This is a genomic window from Lysinibacillus sphaericus, from assembly GCF_006864135.1.
Taxonomy (GTDB): Bacteria; Bacillota; Bacilli; order Bacillales_A; family Planococcaceae; genus Lysinibacillus.
Genome location: NZ_SADV01000017.1, coordinates 41,500 through 65,347, shown reverse-complemented (window position 1 = coordinate 65,347; position 23,848 = coordinate 41,500). Strand labels below are relative to the sequence as shown.

23 protein-coding genes and 2 other annotated features are annotated in these 23,848 nt (G+C 39.8%); all 23 genes read left to right on the top strand.

Features of this window, described 5'->3' with window-relative positions; translation table 11 throughout:
• Window positions 1-549: a UvrB/UvrC motif-containing protein gene (locus tag C7Y47_RS17450; RefSeq protein WP_142509920.1), complete on the top strand. Its 549-nt coding sequence runs from the start codon at window positions 1-3 to the stop codon at window positions 547-549.
• Window positions 546-1,655: a protein arginine kinase gene (locus C7Y47_RS17445; protein ID WP_142509919.1), complete on the top strand. Its 1,110-nt coding sequence runs from the start codon at window positions 546-548 to the stop codon at window positions 1,653-1,655. Before C7Y47_RS17450 ends, C7Y47_RS17445 begins: the two co-directional genes overlap by 4 nt.
• Window positions 1,645-4,089 carry an ATP-dependent Clp protease ATP-binding subunit gene (locus C7Y47_RS17440; RefSeq protein WP_142509918.1) on the top strand — a complete coding sequence of 815 codons (2,445 nt, stop codon included), beginning with the start codon at window positions 1,645-1,647 and terminating at the stop codon, window positions 4,087-4,089. Before C7Y47_RS17445 ends, C7Y47_RS17440 begins: the two co-directional genes overlap by 11 nt.
• Before the next feature lie 388 nt (window positions 4,090-4,477).
• Window positions 4,478-5,854: a DNA repair protein RadA gene (gene radA, locus C7Y47_RS17435; protein WP_142509917.1), complete on the top strand. Its 1,377-nt coding sequence runs from the start codon at window positions 4,478-4,480 to the stop codon at window positions 5,852-5,854.
• Between the two features lie 315 nt (window positions 5,855-6,169).
• Entirely contained in the window at window positions 6,170-7,255 is a 1,086-nt protein-coding gene (locus tag C7Y47_RS17430) for a PIN/TRAM domain-containing protein (RefSeq protein WP_142509916.1), read from the top strand.
• 12 nt (window positions 7,256-7,267) lie between these two features.
• A complete protein-coding gene (gene ispD / locus C7Y47_RS17425) occupies window positions 7,268-7,960 on the top strand; it encodes a 2-C-methyl-D-erythritol 4-phosphate cytidylyltransferase (RefSeq protein ID WP_142509944.1) in 693 nt (230 codons plus the stop codon).
• A gap of 288 nt (window positions 7,961-8,248) precedes the next feature.
• Entirely contained in the window at window positions 8,249-8,725 is a 477-nt protein-coding gene (ispF, locus tag C7Y47_RS17420; protein WP_142509915.1) for a 2-C-methyl-D-erythritol 2,4-cyclodiphosphate synthase, read from the top strand.
• Window positions 8,726-8,817: 92 nt separating this feature from the next.
• Window positions 8,818-10,278 (top strand): glutamate--tRNA ligase, encoded by a 1,461-nt coding sequence (gene gltX, locus C7Y47_RS17415; RefSeq protein ID WP_142509914.1) that lies wholly within the window; start codon window positions 8,818-8,820, stop codon window positions 10,276-10,278.
• A gap of 50 nt (window positions 10,279-10,328) precedes the next feature.
• Window positions 10,329-10,547, top strand: a binding site (T-box leader).
• Between the two features lie 186 nt (window positions 10,548-10,733).
• Complete coding sequence (gene epsC / locus C7Y47_RS17410; protein WP_142509913.1) at window positions 10,734-11,384, top strand: serine O-acetyltransferase EpsC; 651 nt, start codon at window positions 10,734-10,736, stop codon at window positions 11,382-11,384.
• Entirely contained in the window at window positions 11,381-12,781 is a 1,401-nt protein-coding gene (gene cysS / locus C7Y47_RS17405) for a cysteine--tRNA ligase (RefSeq protein WP_142509912.1), read from the top strand. The genes epsC and cysS overlap by 4 nt, the downstream gene beginning before the upstream one ends.
• Window positions 12,782-12,786: 5 nt before the next feature.
• Entirely contained in the window at window positions 12,787-13,206 is a 420-nt protein-coding gene (locus C7Y47_RS17400) for a Mini-ribonuclease 3 (protein WP_053482829.1), read from the top strand.
• Entirely contained in the window at window positions 13,206-13,958 is a 753-nt protein-coding gene (gene rlmB, locus C7Y47_RS17395) for a 23S rRNA (guanosine(2251)-2'-O)-methyltransferase RlmB (RefSeq protein ID WP_142509911.1), read from the top strand. The genes C7Y47_RS17400 and rlmB overlap by 1 nt, the downstream gene beginning before the upstream one ends.
• Window positions 13,959-13,960: 2 nt before the next feature.
• Window positions 13,961-14,473, top strand: a complete 513-nt coding sequence (locus C7Y47_RS17390) for an NYN domain-containing protein (RefSeq protein WP_142509910.1) — start codon at window positions 13,961-13,963, stop codon at window positions 14,471-14,473.
• Window positions 14,474-14,541: 68 nt separating this feature from the next.
• On the top strand, window positions 14,542-15,189 hold the full coding sequence (gene sigH, locus C7Y47_RS17385; RefSeq protein WP_049662792.1) for an RNA polymerase sporulation sigma factor SigH: 648 nt from the start codon (window positions 14,542-14,544) through the stop codon (window positions 15,187-15,189).
• Window positions 15,190-15,265: 76 nt separating this feature from the next.
• Window positions 15,266-15,412, top strand: coding sequence for a 50S ribosomal protein L33 (gene rpmG / locus C7Y47_RS17380; protein WP_132362667.1), 147 nt, complete (start codon window positions 15,266-15,268; stop codon window positions 15,410-15,412).
• Window positions 15,413-15,460: 48 nt separating this feature from the next.
• The gene (secE, locus tag C7Y47_RS17375; RefSeq protein ID WP_053596042.1) at window positions 15,461-15,646 is read left to right on the top strand and encodes a preprotein translocase subunit SecE; all 186 of its coding nucleotides are present in this window, start codon (window positions 15,461-15,463) and stop codon (window positions 15,644-15,646) included.
• 517 nt (window positions 15,647-16,163) lie between these two features.
• Entirely contained in the window at window positions 16,164-16,697 is a 534-nt protein-coding gene (gene nusG, locus C7Y47_RS17370; RefSeq protein WP_049662801.1) for a transcription termination/antitermination protein NusG, read from the top strand.
• Window positions 16,698-16,922: 225 nt separating this feature from the next.
• A complete protein-coding gene (gene rplK, locus C7Y47_RS17365) occupies window positions 16,923-17,348 on the top strand; it encodes a 50S ribosomal protein L11 (RefSeq protein ID WP_004233593.1) in 426 nt (141 codons plus the stop codon).
• A 119-nt stretch (window positions 17,349-17,467) separates the two neighbouring features.
• The gene (rplA, locus tag C7Y47_RS17360) at window positions 17,468-18,166 is read left to right on the top strand and encodes a 50S ribosomal protein L1 (protein ID WP_142509909.1); all 699 of its coding nucleotides are present in this window, start codon (window positions 17,468-17,470) and stop codon (window positions 18,164-18,166) included.
• Between the two features lie 61 nt (window positions 18,167-18,227).
• Window positions 18,228-18,374: a sequence feature (ribosomal protein L10 leader region), on the top strand.
• Between the two features lie 32 nt (window positions 18,375-18,406).
• Window positions 18,407-18,907, top strand: coding sequence for a 50S ribosomal protein L10 (gene rplJ / locus C7Y47_RS17355; RefSeq protein ID WP_134022296.1), 501 nt, complete (start codon window positions 18,407-18,409; stop codon window positions 18,905-18,907).
• Between the two features lie 68 nt (window positions 18,908-18,975).
• Window positions 18,976-19,335, top strand: coding sequence for a 50S ribosomal protein L7/L12 (rplL, locus tag C7Y47_RS17350; RefSeq protein ID WP_132362671.1), 360 nt, complete (start codon window positions 18,976-18,978; stop codon window positions 19,333-19,335).
• Between the two features lie 76 nt (window positions 19,336-19,411).
• On the top strand, window positions 19,412-20,014 hold the full coding sequence (locus C7Y47_RS17345) for a class I SAM-dependent methyltransferase (RefSeq protein WP_142509908.1): 603 nt from the start codon (window positions 19,412-19,414) through the stop codon (window positions 20,012-20,014).
• A 242-nt stretch (window positions 20,015-20,256) separates the two neighbouring features.
• Window positions 20,257-23,832, top strand: a complete 3,576-nt coding sequence (gene rpoB, locus C7Y47_RS17340; RefSeq protein ID WP_185903523.1) for a DNA-directed RNA polymerase subunit beta — start codon at window positions 20,257-20,259, stop codon at window positions 23,830-23,832.
• Window positions 23,833-23,848: the final 16 nt, after the last annotated feature.

Genomic DNA, 23,848 nt, shown 5'->3' with positions numbered 1-23,848 from the left:
ATGATATGCGAACATTGTAAGCAGCGTAATGCGACAGTTACCGTAACACAAGTTCAAAATGGTCAAAAAGTAGAGCATCATTATTGTGACGTCTGTGCCTCGCAGTTCCATCCATTTCATGCTGAATTTAAGCAGGAGCCAATATCTATTCAGCAGCTATTATCCAATTGGTTTGGCTCTCCTACATGGCAGCAACAACAAGTGGGTGAAAAACAGCAGGCACCACCACAACCGCAAACATGCCCACAATGTGGATTTACGTATAAACAATTTTTAAAAGAAGGTAAATTTGGATGCCCTAGCTGCTATGACACCTTTAGTGAACACTTACCGAAGCTCTTTAACCGTATACAGGCTGGTCCTCAACATATAGGAAAAATGCCCGGTGCCCGAAACAATGTCTATGTTATCAAAAAGCAAATTGAAGATATTCGTAAACGTATGAAGATTGCTGTAGATGAAGAACAATTTGAAGAGGCCGCAAAGCTTCGTGATGAAGCGAAGGAACTTGAGAAGCAGCTACAATTTGAAGGTGGTGATGTGTCGTGATGATTGAGTCATTTTTAGAGCGTGCTACACCGATATGGATGAGTGTAGAGGACGATTATTCAGATATTGTCATAAGTACACGCATTCGCCTTGCTCGAAATTTAGATGGTTATCGTTTTCCATTAGCCTTTACAGAGGATGAAGCATTACAGGTGGAACAGGCAGTTACACATGCAATCAAGGATAGTACAGAACTTCGAGAAAATTATTCATATTTTGCTATTAAAGACTTAACGTCTTTACAGCGTCAAATACTTGTGGAAAAGCACTTGATTAGTCCTCAGCTTGCAAAAAAAGAGCGAGTTGGCTCTATGCTCTTATCTGATGAAGAATCAACTAGCATTATGGTGAACGAAGAAGACCATTTACGCATTCAATGTATGACAGCGAGTTTTCAACTTCAAAAGGCATACGAGCAAGCCAATAAAATTGATCGTACCTTAGAGAAAGCTTTGCCTTACGCATTTCGAGATACATTTGGTTATTTAACAAGTTGTCCAACAAATATTGGTACTGGTTTACGAGCATCTGTCATGATGCACCTGCCTGCCCTTACACTTACGGGTCAGATGAATCAAATTATTAATGCGATGACACGATTAGGAATGACGGTAAGAGGAATATATGGGGAGGGTAGTGAAAATATAGGGAATGTTTACCAAGTGTCAAATCAGATTACACTAGGGAAAACAGAGGATGATATTATAGCCGATATCCAAAGTGTCGCTGAAAAAATAATTCAAAAAGAACGACATGCAAGAGGTAAGTTAATGGAAAAAGCAGAGCTTGCCTTAGAAGACCGGGTATACCGCGCTTTAGGGACATTAACACATGCTCGAATTTTAACGAGTGAGGAAGCTGCTACCTGTCTTTCCAATGTTCGTTTAGGAGTAGATTTACGGTTAATTGAAGGTATTAAAGCGACTAAATTAAACGAATGCGTAGTTAGTATGCAACCTGGATTTTTACAGAATTACGCAGGTGACGTTTTGCCACCTACTGAGCGAGATCGCGTACGAGCGGAAATGCTTCGTGAGGCACTATCTCGAGAAAATATGAGTAAGCCTATTATTCGGAGAAAAGGAGAGGATTCATTTGATGTTTAATCGTTTTACACAACGCGCGCAAAAAGTATTACAGCTTGCACAAGAAGAGGCAATTCGTTGGAAACACGAATCAATTGGAACAGAGCATATTCTATTAGGGCTTATCCGTGAAGGTGGCGGTATTGCTGCAAAAGCATTAGAAGCCATTGATATTAGTCCTCAAATGATTGAATCAGGTATTGAAGAGCTTGTAGGGAAAGGTAAAGAAGATGTTGGTCCAATTGTCCACTACACACCTCGTGCTAAAAAGGTAATAGAACTATCAGTCGATGAATCACGTAAATTAGGTCATTCCTATATCGGCACAGAGCATTTACTATTAGCGCTTATTCGTGAAGGTGAAGGTATAGCGGCCCGTGTATTAAATAATGCTGGTGTCGGATTGAATAAGGCTCGTCAGCAAGTGCTATTGTTATTAGGCAATAACGATAATGCTCAATCTGGTCAACAAGCTGCACAGGCTGCCAATACACCTACATTAGATAGCCTTGCGCGTGATTTAACGCAAATTGCTCGTGAAGGCACTTTAGATCCAGTCATTGGTCGAAGCAAGGAAATTACACGTGTTATTGAGGTTCTGTCACGTCGTACAAAAAATAACCCTGTATTAATCGGGGAGCCAGGTGTTGGTAAAACAGCTATTGCTGAAGGCTTGGCACAGCAAATTATTAATAATGAAGTCCCAGAAATTCTTCGAGATAAACGTGTTATGACGCTTGATATGGGGACAGTTGTTGCTGGAACAAAATATCGTGGTGAATTTGAGGACCGCTTGAAAAAGGTAATGGATGAAATTCGCCAAGCAGGAAATGTTATTTTATTCATCGATGAATTGCACACATTGATCGGTGCAGGTGGTGCAGAAGGTGCCATAGATGCATCAAATATTTTAAAACCATCTTTAGCACGTGGCGAGCTTCAATGTATTGGTGCAACGACACTAGATGAGTATCGCAAATATATTGAGAAGGACGCGGCATTAGAGCGTCGTTTCCAACCAATTCAAGTTGATGAACCAACTGTAGAAGAAGCGATTCAAATTATTCAAGGCTTACGCGATCGTTATGAAGCACATCACCGTGTGAAAATCACCGATGAAGCAATTGAAGCGGCAGCAAAAATGAGTGATCGATATATTTCTGATCGTTTCTTACCAGATAAGGCGATTGACTTAATCGATGAAGCCGGTTCTAAAGTCCGCTTACGTTCATTCGCAGTGCCACCAAACTTAAAGGCACTTGAAGATAAGCTTGAAAATGTGCGCTCTGAAAAGAATGCAGCCGTCTCAGGCCAAGAATTTGAAAAGGCAGCATCATTAAGAGATACAGAGCAAAAGCTAAAAGATGAAATCGAAACTACAAGAAAAAATTGGAAGGAAGAACAGGGTAAAGCCGAGTCAAAAGTGACAGTGGATGATGTAGCAGCGGTAGTATCTATGTGGACTGGAATTCCAGTTTCGAAAATTGCGTCAGAAGAATCTTCTAAGTTATTACAACTTGAAGAAGAGTTGCACAAACGGGTTGTAGGTCAAGGAGAAGCAGTAGAGGCAATTTCTCGTGCAATACGTCGTGCAAGAGCTGGTTTGAAAGATCCGAAACGACCAATTGGCTCATTTATTTTCTTAGGCCCTACAGGGGTTGGTAAAACAGAGCTTGCAAGAGCACTAGCTGAGGTTATGTTTGGCGATGAGGATGCAATGATTCGCGTTGATATGTCTGAGTACATGGAAAAACATTCGACTTCACGTTTAGTTGGTTCACCTCCAGGCTATGTAGGTTTTGATGATGGCGGTCAACTAACAGAAAAGGTTCGTCGTAAACCGTATTCAGTAGTATTACTAGATGAAATTGAGAAGGCTCATCCAGATGTTTTCAATATCTTACTTCAAGTACTTGAAGATGGCCGTTTAACAGATTCTAAGGGTCGAGTGGTCGATTTCCGCAATACCGTTGTTATTATGACATCAAACGTCGGTGCAGATGCTTTAAAATATCAGAAAAACCTTGGCTTTAATGTAGGTGGTACGGATACGAAGTATAAAGATATGAAGGGTACAATGCTCGAGGAATTGAAAAAAGCATTCCGTCCAGAGTTCTTAAACCGTATCGACGAAATGATTGTCTTCCACTCACTAGAAAAAGAACATTTAAAAGAAATCGTCGCAATGATGGGGAATGCTTTAACAAAACGTCTGAAAGAGCAAGACATTTCGTTAGAGTTAACGGATTCGGCACTCGAGAAAATTTCAGAGGAAGGCTACGATCCTCAATACGGTGCTCGCCCACTACGTCGTTCGTTGCAAAAACAAGTAGAAGACCGTTTATCGGAAGAACTGCTGAAAGGCAATGTAGAGAAGGGTAATCAAGTTATCATTGATTACGTGAATGAAGAGTTTGTTGTGAAGAAAAAAGAGGAAGTTTCTACTTCTAAATAATCTTCAACAGTGGGGGCTTTCATCCCTCATCTGCCCATTAAATGTTTATTTGAAAAGAACAGCCAGGCTATAGTGCCAAGCTGTTCTTTTTTATCGTCATTTAGAAGAAGACTCCCACCTCTGAAGGTGGTGAGATGAATGCAAATGTGATTCCTTTTTAGAGGGTATCCAAACACCTACTGAAATAGAGGAACTCAGTGTAAGAGTGGCACATCCTGTGGCAACGACTGAGTGACCAACATCACGTTGGCCCAAAGCCTCCGGCGGATGTCACGGATTTTAAAAGGAATAAATTGCGCGGGCACAATTTAAAATCCGGACGCAATTACGCCAAGGCTTAAATTAATGTACAATATATATAAGAACAAATATTCGAGGTGGATGCATTTTGGCGAAGAAAAAAACAAAATTTGTATGCTCAAGCTGCGGCTATGAATCCGCAAAATGGATGGGAAGATGTCCAGGGTGTGGGGAATGGAATAAGATGGTTGAAGAGGTGGAGGTGGTCGCGAAAGGGCCACGTGGTGCATTCCAACATTCTGCTACGGTTACCCAAAAGGCTCTCCCTATTATGCAGATTGAAGCAGCTGAGGAATCACGGGTTGTAACAGAAATGGGTGAGCTTAACCGAGTGTTAGGTGGAGGCATCGTGCCGGGTTCTCTTGTATTAATTGGGGGAGATCCTGGGATTGGGAAGTCGACGTTGTTATTACAAGTATCTGCGTTACTTTCGAATAAAGGGCATCGTGTGCTTTATATTTCTGGTGAGGAATCCATCCGTCAAACAAAGCTACGTGCAGAACGTTTAGGGGTGGTATCACAGGAGCTGTATATATATTCTGAGACGAATTTAGAGTTTTTAAATCAGACCATAGACGATGTGCAGCCAAAGTTTGTTATTGTCGATTCTATTCAAACTGTTTTTCATCCGGAGGTAACGAGTGCACCTGGTAGTGTATCACAAGTGCGTGAATGTACAGCAGAACTTATGCGAATTGCAAAAACAAAGGGAATTGCAATTTTCTTAGTTGGACATGTAACAAAAGAGGGACAAATTGCAGGGCCACGTATATTGGAGCATATGGTTGATACGGTATTGTATTTTGAAGGAGAACGACATCATAATCACCGTATTTTACGCAGCCAAAAAAACCGTTTTGGCTCTACGAATGAAATTGCTATTTTTGAAATGCTTCAGGGGGGCTTAAAGGAAGTGTTAAACCCGTCTGAGTTGTTCTTACAGGAGCGTTCACAGGGAGCGGCAGGGTCAACAATCGTAGCCTCAATGGAAGGTACACGGCCAATTCTAGTTGAAATTCAGTCACTTGTAACACCAACAAGTTTTAATTATCCAAAACGAATGGCAACAGGTGTCGATCAAAACCGTGTACAACTGCTTATGGCTGTTCTTGAAAAGAGAATGGGCCTCATGTTACAGGCTCAGGATGCATATATTAAAGTTGCTGGCGGCGTGAAACTTGATGAGCCTGCAATTGATTTAGCTGTGTTGACAAGCATCGTTTCAAGTTTTAAGGATCAGGCTGTCAGAGCAACGGACTGCTTGATTGGGGAAGTAGGTTTGACAGGCGAGGTGCGTCGTGTATCTCGTATTGAACAACGTGTGATTGAGGCAGCAAAGCTCGGATTTAAACGGGCCTTCATACCGGCTTCGAATATAGGTGGATGGGATTTCCCACAAGGTATTGAGATAGTTGGTGTGGAAACGATAAAGGATGCATTGAATGCTTGCTTTAGGGAGCTATAAAGAAGCTTGTGCATGTTGGACAATGTTCTGACATGCACTTTTAATTTTTTTGTAATTCATAGATAGAAGGTAGGAAACTCTAAGGGGGGAAACGGCGTCTAAGATAACGTCTGTGAAAAGGCTTCTTTAATGTCCAGCAGATGCTTAAGCATTTCTAATTTGAGTGTGAAGGATTTCAATAATTGATTTTCCTCTTTCATTAGAATCGAAATGGTCGATCACAAGATGAGATATTAATGACTTTGATGGGTTCATAAAAGATTTTCTACAGTAAACTATGTATAATTATATATTAAAAATGGGAGGTGACAGTTTATGAAAAAATTTGTTCAAATTGCTTTTTTACTGATTGGAGGAGCATTAGGCCTTGTTTTCTTACCGCCATTATACGAATTGCTTCATTTATCATCTAATCCTTGGCTTGATAATCCCTACGTATCAGTAGCTTTAGGAGCGCTTTTACTGTTTACACTATCGTTTGCCTTTTCAGATTACTTCGTAAGGCTTCTTAGTTGGATGGAAGAGGTGCTATTTAAAGTACCTGTTGGGGATTTATTATTTGGTACACTTGGCCTTATTATCGGGCTAATCGTAGCTTATTTCTTAGGATTTGCAATTGATAGTATGGATTTACCGAAATTTACAAAGGTTTTACCAATAATACTGTCATTTGTGCTCGGCTATTTAGGGTTCCGTGTAGGCTTTAAAAAGCGAGATGAATTAATCCAGCTATTTACATTACGTGGTAATAATGCGAAGAAAAAATTAACGGAAGGTGTAGAGCCTCAAGAAGCGCGAGGAAGCTATAAACTGTTAGATACTAGTGTTATTATTGATGGTCGTATTGCAGATATTTCTGAAACAGGCTTTATAGAAGGTACTCTAGTTGTACCTCAATTTGTCCTTACTGAGCTTCAGCATATTGCTGATTCTTCGGATACATTAAAGCGTACAAGAGGTCGCCGTGGCTTAGATATTTTGAAGAAATTACAAGATGAACGTATGACGAAGGTACAGATTACTGAAGAGGACTTTGAGGATGTTCAAGAGGTTGATTTAAAACTAGTACGCCTTGCAAAGAAAATGGGGCACGATACACAAATTGTTACGAACGACTTTAACCTGAACAAAGTTTGTGAGCTCCACCACGTTAAAGTGCTGAATATTAATGATTTAGCAAATGCAGTAAAGCCTGTCGTTATTCCAGGTGAGGATATGCAAGTGATGGTCATTAAAGATGGCAAAGAGCATAATCAAGGGGTTGCCTATTTAGATGACGGCACAATGATCGTTGTTGAAGGGGGACGTAGCTATATAGGACAGGCAATTACAGTAACCGTAACGAGTGTTCTTCAAACATCAGCAGGTCGTATGATTTTTGCTAAACCAAAGGATGACTAGGAAGTGGGAAATGTGCAATATGAAGTAGTGTTACCTGCTGCGGGAAGCGGAAAGCGAATGGGTGCAGGGCAAAATAAGTTGTTTTTAAATCTTTTAGAAAAACCAATCCTCATACACACACTAGAGGTTTTTGAACAGGATAGCCAATGTACAGGTATTTGGCTTGCAGTGAAGCCGGAAGAGCGTATATTTATTCAAGAAATGCTAGAGAGGTATGGAATTACTAAAGTTAAAGGTTTACCTGATGGTGGTGCAGAACGACAGCATTCCGTCCATTCGTGCATGAAAGAAATGAAGCAGGTTGGTATTGTGCTTGTGCATGATGCTGCGCGTCCGTTTATTACGCATGATATTATTGCGAATCTTGTACAAAGTGCGTATAACTTTGGCGCTGCGATTGCGGGTGTTCGTGCGAAGGATACGATGAAAAAAGTGCGCGATGGTGTTATTGAAGAGACTATTGATCGAGAAAGCTTATGGATGATTCAAACCCCACAAGCATTTCAATTTGATTTGATTGTAGAGGCAGAGGATGTAGCTGAGAAGGTAGGCTTCCTTGGCACAGATGAAGCAATGCTTGTTGAGCGTCTCGGACATGAGGTGCATATTGTGGAAAGTAGCTACGAGAATGTAAAGATGACGACGCAAGAGGATTTAGTTTTCGGTGAAGCGATATTGCGTAAACGTGCTTTAAAAAAATTATAATAACAAACTAAAAATCTCATCAGCATTATAATTTGCTGATGAGATTTTACATTTTGCTATATTTTGATGTTAATTCACAGTACTGTTCACTACCGACTCAATTTCCTAGGAAATATGTTAAAATGTGAGGGTATAATATAGAGTAAATATATAAGTGAAGGAAGGTGAATGAGGCTGCCTTATAAGCTGAGTAGAAGCTTTTTAAGTCTGCATATTTTTTGAAGTGAATGAGCTTCAGTTGGTGGATTTTCCTGTTTTATTTATCTTATTAGACAGTTTCAAAATCATATGTTTCGAGTGGGACAAGGATTTGACGTGCATGCATTTGAAGAAGGACGTCCTTTAATTATTGGTGGTATAACAATTCCTCATGAAAAAGGGTTAGTAGGGCATTCCGACGCTGATGTTTTATTGCACACTGTAACAGATGCGGCGTTAGGGGCAATTGGTGAGGGAGATATCGGTCGTCATTTCCCAGATACAGATCCCGCGTTCAAGGATGCTGATTCAGCGAAATTATTAGCGTATATTTGGAATATTGTTGAGGATAAGGGCTATGTTCTAGGTAATGTGGATTGTACGATTATGGCACAGCGTCCGAAAATGGCGCCGTATATTCAACAAATGCAAAATCGTATTGCTGAATTGCTTCATGCAGAGCCTTCTCAAGTGAATGTAAAAGCAACAACAACTGAGCGTTTAGGTTTTACAGGTCGCGAGGAAGGGATTGCTGCGATGGCGACAATCCTATTGATTAAGAAATAAAAGCAGGCTCTAAAGCGCTTTTATTTCCTGTAACAGAGTGGTAAAATGAACAAAGTCAATTTTTTGATCGAAAATTTAGGAGGCTTTTAATTATGGCGAAAGAAGTTCGTGTTCGTTACGCGCCATCCCCTACTGGTTTCTTACATATCGGTGGAGCGCGTACAGCGTTATTTAACTATTTATATGCAAAACATCATAACGGTAAATTCATCGTACGTATTGAGGATACAGATATTGAGCGTAATGTAGAGGGCGGAGAAGCATCTCAGCTAGATAATTTAAAATGGTTAGGTATAGAGTATGATGAGTCGATCGATATTGGTGGACCATATGCACCTTACCGTCAAATGGAGCGTCTTGATATTTATAAAGAGCACGCTGAGAAGCTACTAGAGCAAGGTTTAGCTTACAAATGCTTCTGTTCTTCTGAGAAATTAGAAGCGTCTCGTGAAGAACAAAAAGCACGAGGTGTTGCAGCTCCAACTTATGATGGTACTTGTCGTCATTTATCAGCAGAGGAAGTTGCGGCTAAAGAAGCTGCTGGTGAACAATATACAATTCGTATGCGCGTACCTGAAAATGTAACATATAAATTTGAAGACTTAGTACGTGGACAAGTAGCGTTTGAGTCAAAAGATATTGGTGACTGGGTTCTTGTAAAAGCGAACGGTATCCCTACGTATAACTATGCGGTAGTGCTAGATGATCACTTTATGGAAATATCGCATGTGTTCCGTGGTGAAGAGCATTTATCGAATACACCAAAACAAATGATGATCTTTGATGCATTCGGCTGGGAATATCCACGCTTTGGTCATATGACATTAATTATTAATGAAAACCGCAAAAAATTATCAAAACGTGATGAATCCATTATTCAATTCGTCACACAATATAAAGATTTAGGCTACCTACCTGAAGCAATGTTCAACTTCTTTGCATTACTTGGTTGGTCTCCTGAAGGAGAAGAAGAGATTTTCTCAAAAGAGGAATTTATTAAAATCTTTGATGAAAAACGTCTTTCAAAATCACCATCTATGTTTGATAAACAAAAGCTTACTTGGATGAATAACCAATACATTAAAAAATTATCTTTAGAAGAAGTAGTGGTATTATCTTTACCGCACTTACAAAAAGCTGGTTTATTACCAGAAGAGTTAACAGAAGAAGAACGTGTATGGGCTACAGATTTAATCGCACTTTATCATGATCAAATGAGCTTTGGTGCTGAAATTGTAGAACTATCTCGCCTATTCTTTAATGATCATATTGAATATGATGAAGAAGCAAAAGCAGTTTTAGCAGGTGAGCAGGTACCTGAGGTAATGGCTGCATTTAAAGCACAGCTTGAAGGTTTAGAAGAATTTACGCCTGAAGCTGTCAAAGCGGCTATTAAAGCTGTTCAAAAAGAAACAGGTCACAAAGGTAAAAATCTATTTATGCCAATCCGTGTCGTTACGACGGGTGAAACGCATGGTCCAGAACTTCCTAACGCGATTTGCTTAATTGGCAAACAGAAAACAATTGGCCGTGTAGAAAAATTTGCACAATAAGTAGAAATTGATTGACAATTTATTAGTTCGTTGTAAAATGTATTTACATTGAGAAAGCGTTGATAAGGAGAAGTAAGTGGCGCATGCTCTTTAGAGAGGACCATCACCGGCTGAAAGTGGTCTGAGCCTAGGTAAAACTGAAATGCACCTTTGAGCATAAAGCTGAACAACTAGTAGGCTTTATCGATTCGTTCCCGTTACAGAACGTCCAAAGTGGAAGGCATACGCCTTCAATCAGAGTGGAACCGCGCAAATTTAGCGTCTCTGTCATTCCTTTTTGGGATGATAGGGGCGCTTTTTTATTTTCTGGACAGGTGACTTGAAGCGATGGATGCGCCGGATTCTACTTCACTGACTCTGCGGTGAGATCAACGTCAGCTATAATATTTCAATGGCCAGGGATGCAAGTGGTTGTGTGGAATTAAAGCAGATCAAAACGAAAAGGGGGAGCTTTTGTGTTTAAAAGAATGAAGGAAGATGTAGAAACAATTTTTGAGAATGATCCAGCGGCGCGTAGTGTATTCGAAGTTATATTAACATACTCAGGTTTGCACGCTACTTGGTCACACCGAGTTGCCCATTGGTTCTTTAAAAAGCGTTTTTATTTTATAGCCCGTGCCATTTCACAAATTAGTCGCTTCTTTACTGGAATTGAAATTCATCCTGGAGCGAAAATCGGCCGACGTTTCTTTATTGACCATGGGATGGGCGTTGTAATTGGTGAAACATGTGAGATTGGTGATAATGTAACGTTGTATCAAGGTGTAACTTTAGGTGGTACAGGAAAAGAAAAGGGGAAACGCCATCCGACGTTAGAGGATAATGTACTAGTTGCGACAGGTGCAAAAGTGTTAGGTTCTATTACAATTGGCGAAAATAGTAAAATTGGTGCAGGTTCAGTTGTCTTAAAAGAAGTGCCACCAAATGCTACAGTTGTCGGTATTCCTGGTAAAATAGTGATTAAGGATGGAGTTCGTCTAGAGAAAAAACTAGACCACCAAAATATACCTGACCCTGTAGAAGAACGTTGTCAAGCTTTCGAGAAGCAGATTGCAGCATTGAATCAGGAAATCGAACGCTTACAAAAGGAGAGAGAAACACAATGAGTATTCAAATTTTCAACTCATTAACACGACAAAAGGAAACTTTCGTGCCGTTGGAAGAAGGCAAAGTAAAAATGTACGTTTGCGGTCCGACAGTTTATAACTACATTCATATTGGGAATTCACGTCCTGTAATTGTCTACGATACAGTGCGTCGTTATTTCCAATACAAAGGCTATGATGTAAAATTTGTTTCAAATTTTACAGATGTGGACGACAAAATTATTAAGGCTGCAAATGAACTTGGAGAAGAAGTTCATGAATTAACGGAGCGCTTTATTGCCGCATACTTTGAAGATGTTTCAGCGCTAGGTTGTAAGAAAGCAGATGTACATCCGCGTGTAACAGAGCATATGGATGATATCATTCAATTTATTCAAGTTTTAGTCGATAAGGGTTACGCTTATGAATCAGCTGGTGATGTCTATTATCGAACTCGTAAATTTAATGGTTACGGTAAATTATCTCACCAATCGGTGGATGATTTAAAAATTGGTGCTCGTATAGAAGCAGGCGAGAAAAAAGATGATGCGTTAGATTTCGCTCTATGGAAAGCTGTAAAGCCAGGTGAAATTTACTGGGAAAGTCCTTGGGGCAAAGGACGTCCGGGTTGGCATATTGAGTGCTCCGTAATGGCACGTGAGCATTTAGGAGATACTATTGATATTCATGCTGGTGGGCAAGATTTAACATTCCCGCATCATGAAAATGAAATTGCACAATCTGAAGCTCATAATGATAAAACATTTGCGCGTTACTGGATGCACAATGGGTATATTAATATTGATAATGAAAAAATGTCCAAATCCCTTGGTAATTTTATACTCGTAAATGATATTCGTAAACAAATCGACCCACAAGTTTTACGCTTCTTTATGCTTTCTGTACATTATCGTCATCCGATTAACTTTGCAAAGGATTTAGTAGATGCAGCCGCAAATGGGTTAGAACGAATTCGTACTGCCTACAACAATGTGAAACACCGTTTAACAGCAACTGCGAACTTAGGTGATCACTCAGCAGAATGGCTTGGAAAAATTGCTGAACAAAAAGCTCACTTTGAAGAAGCGATGGATGATGACTTTAATACAGCCAATGCCATTTCTGTATTATTCGAATTAGCGCGTATCGCAAATATTTATCTAAATGAAACGAATACTGATGAAAAAGTATTAGTAAGTTTTACTGAAACTTTTGAGGTGTTAGGTGACGTCTTAGGTATTGAATTTGCAAAAGAAGAAGAGCTATTAGACGAAGAAATTGAAGCACTGTTACAGGAACGTGTAAATGCACGTAAAAATCGTGATTTTGCTCGTTCGGATGAAATTCGTGACCATTTGCAAGCGCAAGGTATCATTTTAGAAGATACGCGACAAGGAACTAGATGGAAACGAGGGTAAGTAACTTGGATAAACTCCGCAACGAAGATGTTAAGCAATTGAATGCATTAGCGTTAGCCTATATGGGAGACGCAGTTTTAGAACAAAAGATACGAGAGCATTTACTACGTGCTGGCCGTGTCAAACCTAACACACTTCATAGAGAAGCAACACGTTACGTATCAGCGAAAGCACAATCTATGATTGTACATCGAATGATGGATGAAGGCTTTTTAACAGAGGAGGAGTTGGCTGTGTTCCGTCGTGGACGCAATGCCAAATCCGGCTCTGTGCCCAAAAATACAGATGTTCAAACATACCGTAATAGCTCAGGCTTTGAGGCTGTGCTTGGTAGTTTGTATTTATTAAATGAATTAGAACGCGTTTATGCAATCATTGCATACGCTATTCAAATCATCGAGGAATCAAAAGGAGTGTCGAATTAATGGCAGAGCAAAATGGTGAAATTATTGCCGGTAAAAACCCAGTGTTAGAAGCACTTCGTTCAGGCCGCGATATGAATAAAGTATGGATTGCAGAAGGTGTGAAAAAATCAGGGGTCAATGAACTTCTAGATTTAGCACGAGAACGTGGCATCATCGTTCAATTTGTCCCGAAAAAAAAGGTGGATCAATTATCAGATGCCAACCACCAAGGAATAGTTGCTTCTGTTGCAGCATATAGATATGCAGAGCTAGAGGATTTATTTGCTGTAGCGGCAAAAAAACAAGAAGATCCATTCTTTTTAATTTTAGATGAGCTAGAAGACCCTCATAATCTAGGCTCTATTATGCGAACTGCTGATGCGATAGGTGCGCATGGTATTATTATTCCGAAGCGCCGTTCTGTGAGTTTGACAGCTGTAGTGGCAAAGTCATCAACGGGAGCAATTGAGCATGTACCTGTCGTGCGTGTTAATAACCTAGCGCAGACGGTAGATGAGCTGAAAGAGCGAGGAGTTTGGATTGCGGGTACAGATGCAAAAGGTTCTGCAGACTATCGTAAAATGGATGCAACATTGCCACTTGCGATTATTATTGGTAGTGAAGGTAAAGGGATGGGCCGCTTATTAAAAGAGAAATGTGACTTTTTATATCATTTACCGATGATTGGGCATGTCACATCACTAAATGCATCAGTAGCTGCTGCACTTTTAATGTACGAAGTGTATCGTAAACGTCAAGAAGCGAATGATTGACGATGAACAACATTTTGCTTGTTGACGGCTATAATATGATAGGAGCTTGGAAAGAGCTTCGACCATTACGTGATACTAATTTTGAAGATGCCCGTAGGAGATTAATTGAGCTTATGGCTGAGTATAAGGCAGCTATAGGGTGGCGCGTAATTATAGTTTTTGACGCACATCTTGTATCGGGTGTGGAGCAAACTTATTTAGAAAATGATGTTGAAGTCATTTATACACGGAAAAACGAAACAGCAGATGAACGTATCGAAAAAATGACACACGAACTAAAAGCTAGAAATGTACAGATTCACGTAGCAACCTCTGATATGGCAGAGCAAAATGTTATTTTTGGTAATGGTGCTCTCCGAAAGTCGGCGAGAGAGCTAGAAATTGAGATGGGTATTATTCAACATAAAATTTCTCATGATGTGAAACAAAAACAGGATAGCAAGCCGCCTTCTCGCATAGCGCTAAAGCCTGATGTTGCTTTGGCCTTCGAAAAATGGCGGCGTGGTTTGAAATGATTGATTGACTCATATTTTCCAATTCCGTTATACTGTTCCTAATTATCTGTTGTGGCTGAGGTGATACCATGTTTAAAAATAGTATTGTACAAGTGACACAAGATTTTGAACGATTCAATGATGAAGAACTTATTGAAATGGTGCATCAAGGTAATACAGATGCGTTGGATTATTTAATTACGAAATACCGTTTGTTAGTGAGAGCGAAGGCTAGATCTTATTTTTTAATTGGTGCAGATAAAGAAGACATTGTGCAAGAGGGCATGATTGGTTTGTATAAAGCTATTCGTGATTTTAAGGGAGATAAGCTCGCTTCTTTTCGAGCTTTTGCTGAATTATGTATTACAAGACAAATTATTACGGCTATTAAAACAGCTACAAGACAAAAGCATATACCACTAAATTCTTATGTTTCTTTGGACAAGCCTATTTTTGATGAAGAGTCAGACCGTACATTAATGGATGTGTTAACCGGTGCTATTATGGATGATCCGGAAGAATTAATGATTCATAGAGAAGAGTTTGGCTACTTAGAAGAAAAGATGGGTGAGATTTTAAGTGAATTAGAGCTACAAGTGTTAGCGCTTTACTTAGACGGGCAATCTTACCATGAAATTTCTGAGAAATTAAATCGCCATGTGAAGTCTATTGACAATGCTTTGCAACGAGTAAAGCGTAAATTAGAGCGACATTTAGTTCTTGAAGAAATGTCTTAGCGGTTGTATGCCTTTATTGACATTGACAAATATAGGTGTTAGTCTTGAAAAGACAAAGTGCCGAAAAGGTGATTATATGGCAAAAAAAGTCGTTCTAAATTGCGAAAAATGCGGATCGAGAAATTATACGTTTCCAGCTAAGGAAGATACAACTGTACGCCTCGAATTAAAGAAATTTTGCTCGCATTGCAATGAACATACAGTGCATAAACAAACGCTATAAAATAATTTGTAAATAGACAGATATGATTGATTCGGAGGTTAGGCTAGAATGGGCAAGATTAAAGGCTTTTTCAGCAATGTAATGTCGGAAATGCGCAAAACAAGCTGGCCAAAAAGTAAAGAACTGACGAAATATACAGTCGTTGTAATTTCAACTGTTGTAATTATGGCTTTATTTTTTGTGTTAGTAGACTTAGGTATTTCATCATTATTCCGCTGGTACTTAGAGTTATAATTTAGTAAATAGCATGTTAATACTTCTGAAATAGCCCGTCATTACAATAAACGGGTTTTTTCGTTTGTTTTATCTTCGTTGAAGATAAAGCCTCCGGCGGATGTCACGGATTTTTAAAGGAATGAATATAAGGATGTTAGCCTAAAGTCTTCGCGTCCTGCGAAAACGGCTAACTGACCTGCATCCTGCAGGCCTGGGCACAATTGAAAATCCGGACGCATTGTTTATCTGCGCGAAAGTGAAGCGTCAGCTACAATTACGCCAAGGCGAAATTGAAGAAGTGAACAGCAATAAAATATTCTCAATATGATTAGTATGCTACTAGGGATAGTATGAGGGTAGCGATAGATGACTATGCTAGATTTGGTATATATCATCAGGCTTTCGCTAGCTGTTAGCGAAAGCTATGTTTTTCTAATGAGCAGTTTGTGAAAAGAGTAAAGAATGCACTTAGCATATCGTGAATCATTTTCACTCTTATTTGTAAGGGAGGGACGGACGAGGAGTCCTAGTAGTTATGGAGAAAAATTGGTATGTTGTTCATACGTATTCAGGGTATGAAAACCGCGTAAAAGCAAACCTAGAGAAACGTGTAGAAACAATGGGTATGCAGGATAAGATTTTCCGTGTTATTGTACCTGAACATGAAGAAACAGAAATGAAGGATGGGAAAAAGCGTACTATGATGCGTAAAGTTTTCCCTGGTTATGTTTTAGTAGAGCTAATTATGACAGATGATTCATGGTATGTTGTACGTAATACGCCAGGTGTAACTGGCTTTATCGGTTCATCTGGCGGTGGTGCAAAACCGACACCTTTATTACCTGAAGAAGCGGATCGTCTACTTCAACAAATGGGAATGACTGACAAAATTGTCGAGATTGATATTTCTGTTGGAGAAGCAGTAGAAGTATTGGAAGGGCCTTTTGCTCACTTCCAAGGACGTGTTGAAGAAATTGACACTGAAAAAGGAAAAGTGAAAGTTTCTGTCGATATGTTTGGTCGCGAAACAATTATGGAACTAGACTTTGAGCAAATACAAAAAATGTAGTTCTAGTAACTAAAGTACATATGTCTAAGACGTATGTCGCAGATTTTGTTAATTACTACTTGCTTAAAAAAATTAAAAGTGGTATCATTTCTAGGTCAGATTGTCATACTTTGGTTTGACGTCTGCAATGATAATTTTAATGTTATCGGCAATTAGCTGACAGACAGATATTGAGTGGGAGGGGCAACCCAATTACCACATCACGGACTTAAGGAGGTGTGTCTCGTGGCTAAAAAAGTTATTAAAGTTGTTAAACTTCAAATCCCTGCTGGTAAAGCAAACCCAGCTCCACCGGTTGGTCCTGCATTAGGTCAAGCAGGTGTGAACATCATGGGATTCTGTAAAGAATTCAACGCGCGTACTGCAGATCAAGCTGGTCTTATCATTCCAGTTGAAATTTCAGTATTCGAGGACCGTTCATTCACTTTCATTACAAAAACTCCACCTGCAGCAGTACTGCTTAAAGTAGCAGCTGGTATCCAATCTGGATCTGGTGAACCAAATCGTAAAAAAGTGGCAACGGTTAAACGTGATAAAGTTCGCGAAATCGCTGAAACTAAAATGCCAGACCTTAACGCTGCTTCAGTAGAAGCTGCAATGTTAATGGTTGAAGGTACTGCACGAAGCATGGGTATTGTTATCGAAGACTAATCCCATTACTTGATGATGTATTTGTTTTTTGGAAGGTTGCGGAGTTTCTTTGTGAACGCGCAACCTTTATTCGTGGGAGGTAAAATCCGCTATAACCACAATCAAGGAGGAATTATATAATGGCTAAAAAAGGTAAAAAACTGCAAGATGCAGCAAAATTAATCGACCGTAACGCATTATACGGCGCTCAAGAAGCAATCGAACTTGCTCAAAAAACTAGCACAGTGAACTTCGACGCTACTGTAGAAGTTGCTTTCCGTCTAGGAATCGATACTCGTAAAAACGACCAACAAATCCGTGGTGCAGTAGTGTTACCAAACGGTACTGGTAAAACTCAACGCGTATTAGTATTCGCTAAAGGTGAAAAACTTAAAGAAGCTGAAGCTGCTGGTGCTGACTATGTAGGCGATGCAGAATACATCCAAAAAATCCAACAAGGTTGGTTTGATTTCGATGTAATCGTTGCAACTCCTGACATGATGGGCGAAGTTGGTAAACTTGGTCGCGTATTAGGACCTAAAGGTTTAATGCCAAACCCTAAAACTGGTACAGTTACTTTCGATGTAACAAAAGCTATCAACGAAATTAAAGCTGGTAAAGTAGAATACCGTGCTGATAAAGCTGGTATCATCCACGCACCTATCGGTAAAGTTTCTTTCTCTACAGAAAAATTAGTAGAAAACTTCTTAACTGTATTTGATGTAGTGCAAAAAGCTAAACCTGCTGCAGCTAAAGGTACTTACATGAAATCTGTAAACGTTACAACTACAATGGGTCCAGCTCTTAAAGTTGACGCTTCAAGTGTAGTAGTAAAATAATTAAAGTTTTTATGTAAATCTGTTGACGGCGCTGTCTATCTATGATAAGATGGTTGCTGTTGTGAATCATCCATTTGTACCGTAGACAGTAGGAGTGACTTGTCACTTAATGATCCTACCGAGGACAGCGGAATTCGGAATCTTATTTTAAAGATGATGACTTTCAGCCTCTGTGTCTATGTGACCCAGAGGCTTTTCTTTTGTCGGTATAAATGACCCATTCTAATAGGAGGTGTCATCATGAGCAAAGTTATCGAAAACAAACAAGCACAAGTTCAAGAGATTACTGAGAAATTCCAAAACGCTGCTTCCGTAGTAGTTGTGGATTACCGTGGTCTTAACGTTGCGCAAGTAACTGAACTTCGTAAACAACTTCGTGAAGCTGGCGTTGAGTTCAAAGTTTACAAAAACACTTTAACACGTCGTGCTACTGAAGCTGTTGGTCTTGAAGGAATCAATGACGTATTAGTTGGTCCTAACGCAATTGCGTTCTCAAATGAAGATGTTGTAGCTCCTGCTAAAATCATCAACGAGTTCGCTAAGAAGAACGAAGCTTTAGAAATTAAAGCGGGTATTATTGAAGGTACAATCTCATCTGTTGAAGATGTTAAAGCACTTGCAGAACTTCCATCGCGCGAAGGTCTTCTTTCTATGCTTTTATCTGTACTTCAAGCTCCAGTGCGCAACTTCGCACTTGCAACAAAAGCTGTTGCAGAACAAAAAGAAGAACAAGGCGCGTAATATACGCACTATAACTTCCGCGGCCTGACCGCAACAATAAAACATTATCCAATTAGGAGGAAATTATAATGAATAAAGAGCAAATCTTAGAAGCTATCAAAGCTATGACAGTTCTTGAATTAAACGATTTAGTAAAAGCTATCGAAGAAGAATTCGGTGTAACAGCTGCTGCTCCTGTAGCAGTAGTAGGTGCTGCTGCTGGCGCTGCTGAAGAAAAAACTGAGTTTGACGTAGTATTAGCATCTGCTGGTGCAGAAAAAATCAAAGTAATCAAAGTGGTTCGTGAAATCACTGGTTTAGGTCTTAAAGAAGCTAAAGAAGTAGTAGATAACGCTCCTAAAGCTCTTAAAGAAGGCGTTTCTAAAGATGAAGCTGAACAAATCAAAGCTAAACTTGAAGAAGTTGGCGCATCTGTAGAAGTTAAGTAATCTCGCATTACTTTTAAACAAAAGGGAAGCTCGTCATTGTGGCGAGCTTTTTTCTTCATTCTGAGGAGGCGTGGAAATGTCAGATCACTATTATACGAGTAAGCCTCAAACCGAGAGTAAACCTCGTCACTGGACATTCAAGTTGTTAGGGCATACGTTTTCCTTTGAAACGGATGCAGGTGTATTTAGTAAAAGCGAAGTAGATTTTGGATCCCGTGTTTTAATAGATGCTTTTCAAATGCCTGATATTGATGGTGCGATTTTTGATGTGGGGTGTGGGTACGGACCAATCGGATTATCGATTGCCAAAACAAACCCAGACCGTACCGTTCTTATGATGGATATCAATGAACGTGCTGTTGCACTCTCACAAAAAAATGCGCAAGTAAACGGTGTTCAAAATGTACGGATATTTGTGAGTGACGGACTATCGATGGTTGACAATAATGTAAACGCCGCAGCTATTTTAACCAATCCTCCAATTCGCGCAGGAAAGGAAACAATTTTCCGCTTTTACGATGGAGCTTATGATAAGTTAGTGTCATCTGGTGAGCTGTGGGTAGTAATACAGAAGAAGCAAGGTGCACCATCAACGGTAAGTTACTTAGAAGAAAAATTTTCTGAAGTCGATGTTGTGGAGAAGAAAAAAGGGTACTGGATAGTACGCGCGAAAAAATAAGTGAAATATGCATAAATTATTGACTTGACAAATCGGCTATGATAACATGATACAATGCAAAAATATTATTTTGAGGTCGTATGCCCTTTTTGAATATGATTGTTATAATGTGGGTATACTTGCCAAGATAAGTTTAGTTAACCGAAAATGAGATCTTTTTGAAGACTCGTTTTCTTTTTGTCTTTCGAAATCATACACTATTTGTATGATTTTGCAAAGACCTAATATCGCTTTATTGAGGGGTGAATGAGTTGACAGGTCAACTAGTTCAGTATGGACAACACCGCCAGCGTAGAAGCTTTGCGCGTATTAACGAGGTGCTTGAGCTTCCAAATCTGATTGAGATTCAAACGGCGTCTTACGAGTGGTTCCTTGAAGAAGGTTTACGTGAAATGTTCCGTGACATTTCGCCGATCGAGGACTTTACAGGCAATCTTTCATTAGAATTCATCGATTATTCATTAGGAGATCCTAAGTATGATGTTGATGAGTGTAAAGAGCGAGATGTTACTTACGCAGCTCCATTACGTGTGAAAGTACGTCTTTACAACAAAGAAACAGACGAAGTGAAAGAACAGGATGTCTTCATGGGTGACTTCCCATTAATGACAGAGACAGGTACGTTCATTATCAATGGTGCTGAACGTGTTATCGTTTCACAATTAGTTCGTTCACCAAGTGTGTATTTCCATGATAAAACTGATAAAAACGGTAAGAAAGGTTTCGGAGCGACAGTTATTCCGAACCGTGGTGCTTGGTTAGAATATGAAACTGACGCGAAAGATGTAGTGTACGTGCGTATTGATCGTACTCGTAAGCTACCAGTAACAGTGTTACTTCGTGCATTAGGCTTCGGTTCAGACCAAGAAATTATCGATATTATCGGTGATAACGAGTATTTACGTAATACGTTAGAAAAAGATAACTCTGAAAGTACTGAAAAAGCACTTTTAGAAATCTATGAACGTTTGCGTCCAGGTGAGCCACCAACAGTTGAAAGTGCGAAGAGTTTATTATACTCTCGTTTCTTCGATGCAAAACGCTATGATTTAGCGAATGTTGGTCGCTACAAAATGAATAAAAAGCTTCATATCAAAAATCGTTTATTTAACCAAACGATTGCTGAAACGCTTGTAGACCCAGAAACAGGCGAAATTTTAGTAGAGAAGGGTACAGTTCTTGATCGTCGTACTTTAGATAAAATCTTACCGTATTTAGAAGATTCATCAAAAGGAATCGGTTACCGCACTTTATCACAAGTTGGCGGGGTACTAGAAGACGATGTAACAATCCAGTCTATTAAAATTTATGCACCAAAAGATGAAGCGCAAAAAGAAATCAATATTATTGGTAATGCGTACATCGATGAAGAAGTGAAGAATATTACGCCGGCTGACGTATTATCTTCAGTAGGTTATTTCTTCAACTTACTTTACCAAGTAGGGGCAACAGATGATATCGACCACTTAGGTAACCGTCGTCTACGCTCTGTTGGTGAGCTTTTACAAAACCAATTCCGTATCGGTTTATCCCGTATGGAACGTGTAGTGCGTGAGCGTATGTCTATTAACGATACAGCTGCGATCGTACCACAGCAATTAATTAATATTCGTCCGGTAATTGCGTCAATTAAAGAGTTCTTTGGTAGCTCTCAATTATCACAATTCATGGACCAAACAAACCCATTGGCAGAGTTAACGCATAAGCGTCGTCTATCTGCATTAGGACCTGGTGGTTTAACACGTGAGCGTGCTGGTTTCGAAGTACGTGACGTTCACTATTCTCACTATGGTCGTATGTGTCCAATCGAGACACCAGAGGGTCCAAACATTGGTTTAATTAACTCGCTATCTTCATTTGCCAAAGTAAATAAATTCGGATTCATTGAAACACCTTATCGTCGTATTGACCATGAAACAGGTCAAGTAACGGATCAAATTGATTACTTAACAGCTGATGAAGAAGATAACTACTATGTAGCACAAGCGAACTCACTATTAAATCCTGATGGTACATTTGCTAAAGACGAAGTAGTAGGTCGTTTCCGTGGGGACAATACAGTATTTAACAAATCGCAAATGGACTACATGGACGTATCTCCTAAACAAGTAGTTTCAGCTGCGACTGCATGTATCCCGTTCTTAGAAAACGATGACTCGAACCGTGCACTTATGGGTGCCAACATGCAACGTCAAGCAGTTCCTCTTCTTAACCCAGAAGCTCCATTCGTTGGTACTGGTATGGAACACGTTGATGCGCGTGACTCAGGTGCGGCTGTAGTAGCGAAATATGATGGTATTGTTGAGCACGTTGAAGCTCGCTCTATCCATGTTCGCCGCATTGAAGTCGTTGACGGTAAAGAGGTAAAAGGCGATTTAACAAAATATAAATTACAGAAATTCATTCGTTCTAACCAAGGTACTTCATACAACCAACGTCCACTTGTAAAAGTTGGCGAACGTGTGAAACCTCGTGACATTTTAGCAGATGGTCCATCTATGGAAAATGGTGAACTTGCTCTTGGTCGTAACGTACTTGTTGCGTTCATGACTTGGAACGGCTTTAACTATGAGGATGCTGTTATCATGAGCGAACGCCTTGTAAAAGACGATGTTTATACATCTGTTCATATTGAAGAATATGAATCAGAGTCTCGTGATACAAAATTAGGACCTGAAGAAATCACTCGTGATATTCCAAACGTTGGGGAAGATGCGCTTCGTAACTTAGACGAACGCGGTATTATCCGCATCGGTGCAGAAGTACGTGATGGTGACATTCTTGTAGGTAAAGTAACACCTAAAGGGGTTACAGAATTAACTGCTGAAGAACGTTTATTACATGCTATCTTCGGTGAAAAAGCTCGTGAAGTTCGTGATACTTCATTACGTGTACCACATGGTGCTGGCGGTATTATTCTTGACGTTAAAGTATTTAACCGTGAAGATGGCGATGAATTACCACCGGGTGTTAACCAATTAGTTCGTGCTTATATTGTTCAAAAACGTAAAATTCGCGTAGGGGACAAAATGGCCGGACGTCACGGTAACAAAGGGGTTATCTCTCGTATCTTACCGGAAGAGGATATGCCATTCATGCCAGACGGTACTCCTGTTGATATCATGTTAAACCCACTTGGTGTACCTTCTCGTATGAACATCGGACAAGTTTTAGAACTACACTTAGGTATGGCTTCTCGTTACTTAGGCGTTCATATGGCAACTCCAGTATTTGATGGTGCCAACGAGGAAGATGTTTGGGAAACAATGGAAGAAGCAGGCATGAACCGTGATGGTAAAACAATCCTGTATGATGGACGTTCAGGTGAACCATTCGATAACCGTGTATCAGTTGGTGTCATGTACATGATCAAACTTGCTCACATGGTTGATGATAAACTTCACGCTCGTTCAACAGGTCCTTATTCACTTGTTACTCAACAGCCGCTTGGTGGTAAAGCACAGTTCGGTGGACAACGTTTTGGTGAGATGGAAGTATGGGCACTTGAAGCATACGGTGCTGCTTACACACTTCAAGAAATCTTAACAGTTAAATCTGATGACGTTGTTGGTCGTGTGAAAACATACGAAGCAATCGTTAAAGGTGAAAGTGTACCAGAGCCAGGCGTTCCTGAATCATTCAAAGTATTGATTAAAGAACTTCAATCTCTTGGTATGGATGTCAAAATGTTAACAGTTAATGATGAAGAGGTAGAGCTTCGCGACTTAGACGAAGAAGAAGATCTTCAACCAGCTGACGCACTTAACATTGCACCACAGCAAGAAAAAGAAGAAGAGCCAGTAGAGTCTTTTGAATAATGGAAAACGTTAGTTC

Bases quoted from the DNA above. Each gene is read 5' to 3' on its own strand.
- gltX (WP_142509914.1), top strand. From the start codon at position 8,818: ATGGCGAAAGAAGTTCGTGTTCGTTACGCGCCATCCCCTACTGGTTTC.
- secE (WP_053596042.1), top strand. From the start codon at position 15,461: ATGGGCAAGATTAAAGGCTTTTTCAGCAATGTAATGTCGGAAATGCGC.
- cysS (WP_142509912.1), top strand. From the start codon at position 11,381: ATGAGTATTCAAATTTTCAACTCATTAACACGACAAAAGGAAACTTTC.
- C7Y47_RS17390 (WP_142509910.1), top strand. From the start codon at position 13,961: ATGAACAACATTTTGCTTGTTGACGGCTATAATATGATAGGAGCTTGG.
- rpmG (WP_132362667.1), top strand. From the start codon at position 15,266: ATGGCAAAAAAAGTCGTTCTAAATTGCGAAAAATGCGGATCGAGAAAT.
- C7Y47_RS17450 (WP_142509920.1), top strand. From the start codon at position 1: ATGATATGCGAACATTGTAAGCAGCGTAATGCGACAGTTACCGTAACA.
- rlmB (WP_142509911.1), top strand. From the start codon at position 13,206: ATGGCAGAGCAAAATGGTGAAATTATTGCCGGTAAAAACCCAGTGTTA.
- rplA (WP_142509909.1), top strand. From the start codon at position 17,468: ATGGCTAAAAAAGGTAAAAAACTGCAAGATGCAGCAAAATTAATCGAC.
- C7Y47_RS17430 (WP_142509916.1), top strand. From the start codon at position 6,170: ATGAAAAAATTTGTTCAAATTGCTTTTTTACTGATTGGAGGAGCATTA.
- nusG (WP_049662801.1), top strand. From the start codon at position 16,164: ATGGAGAAAAATTGGTATGTTGTTCATACGTATTCAGGGTATGAAAAC.
- ispF (WP_142509915.1), top strand. From the start codon at position 8,249: ATGTTTCGAGTGGGACAAGGATTTGACGTGCATGCATTTGAAGAAGGA.
- sigH (WP_049662792.1), top strand. From the start codon at position 14,542: ATGTTTAAAAATAGTATTGTACAAGTGACACAAGATTTTGAACGATTC.
- rplJ (WP_134022296.1), top strand. From the start codon at position 18,407: ATGAGCAAAGTTATCGAAAACAAACAAGCACAAGTTCAAGAGATTACT.
- C7Y47_RS17345 (WP_142509908.1), top strand. From the start codon at position 19,412: ATGTCAGATCACTATTATACGAGTAAGCCTCAAACCGAGAGTAAACCT.
- rplL (WP_132362671.1), top strand. From the start codon at position 18,976: ATGAATAAAGAGCAAATCTTAGAAGCTATCAAAGCTATGACAGTTCTT.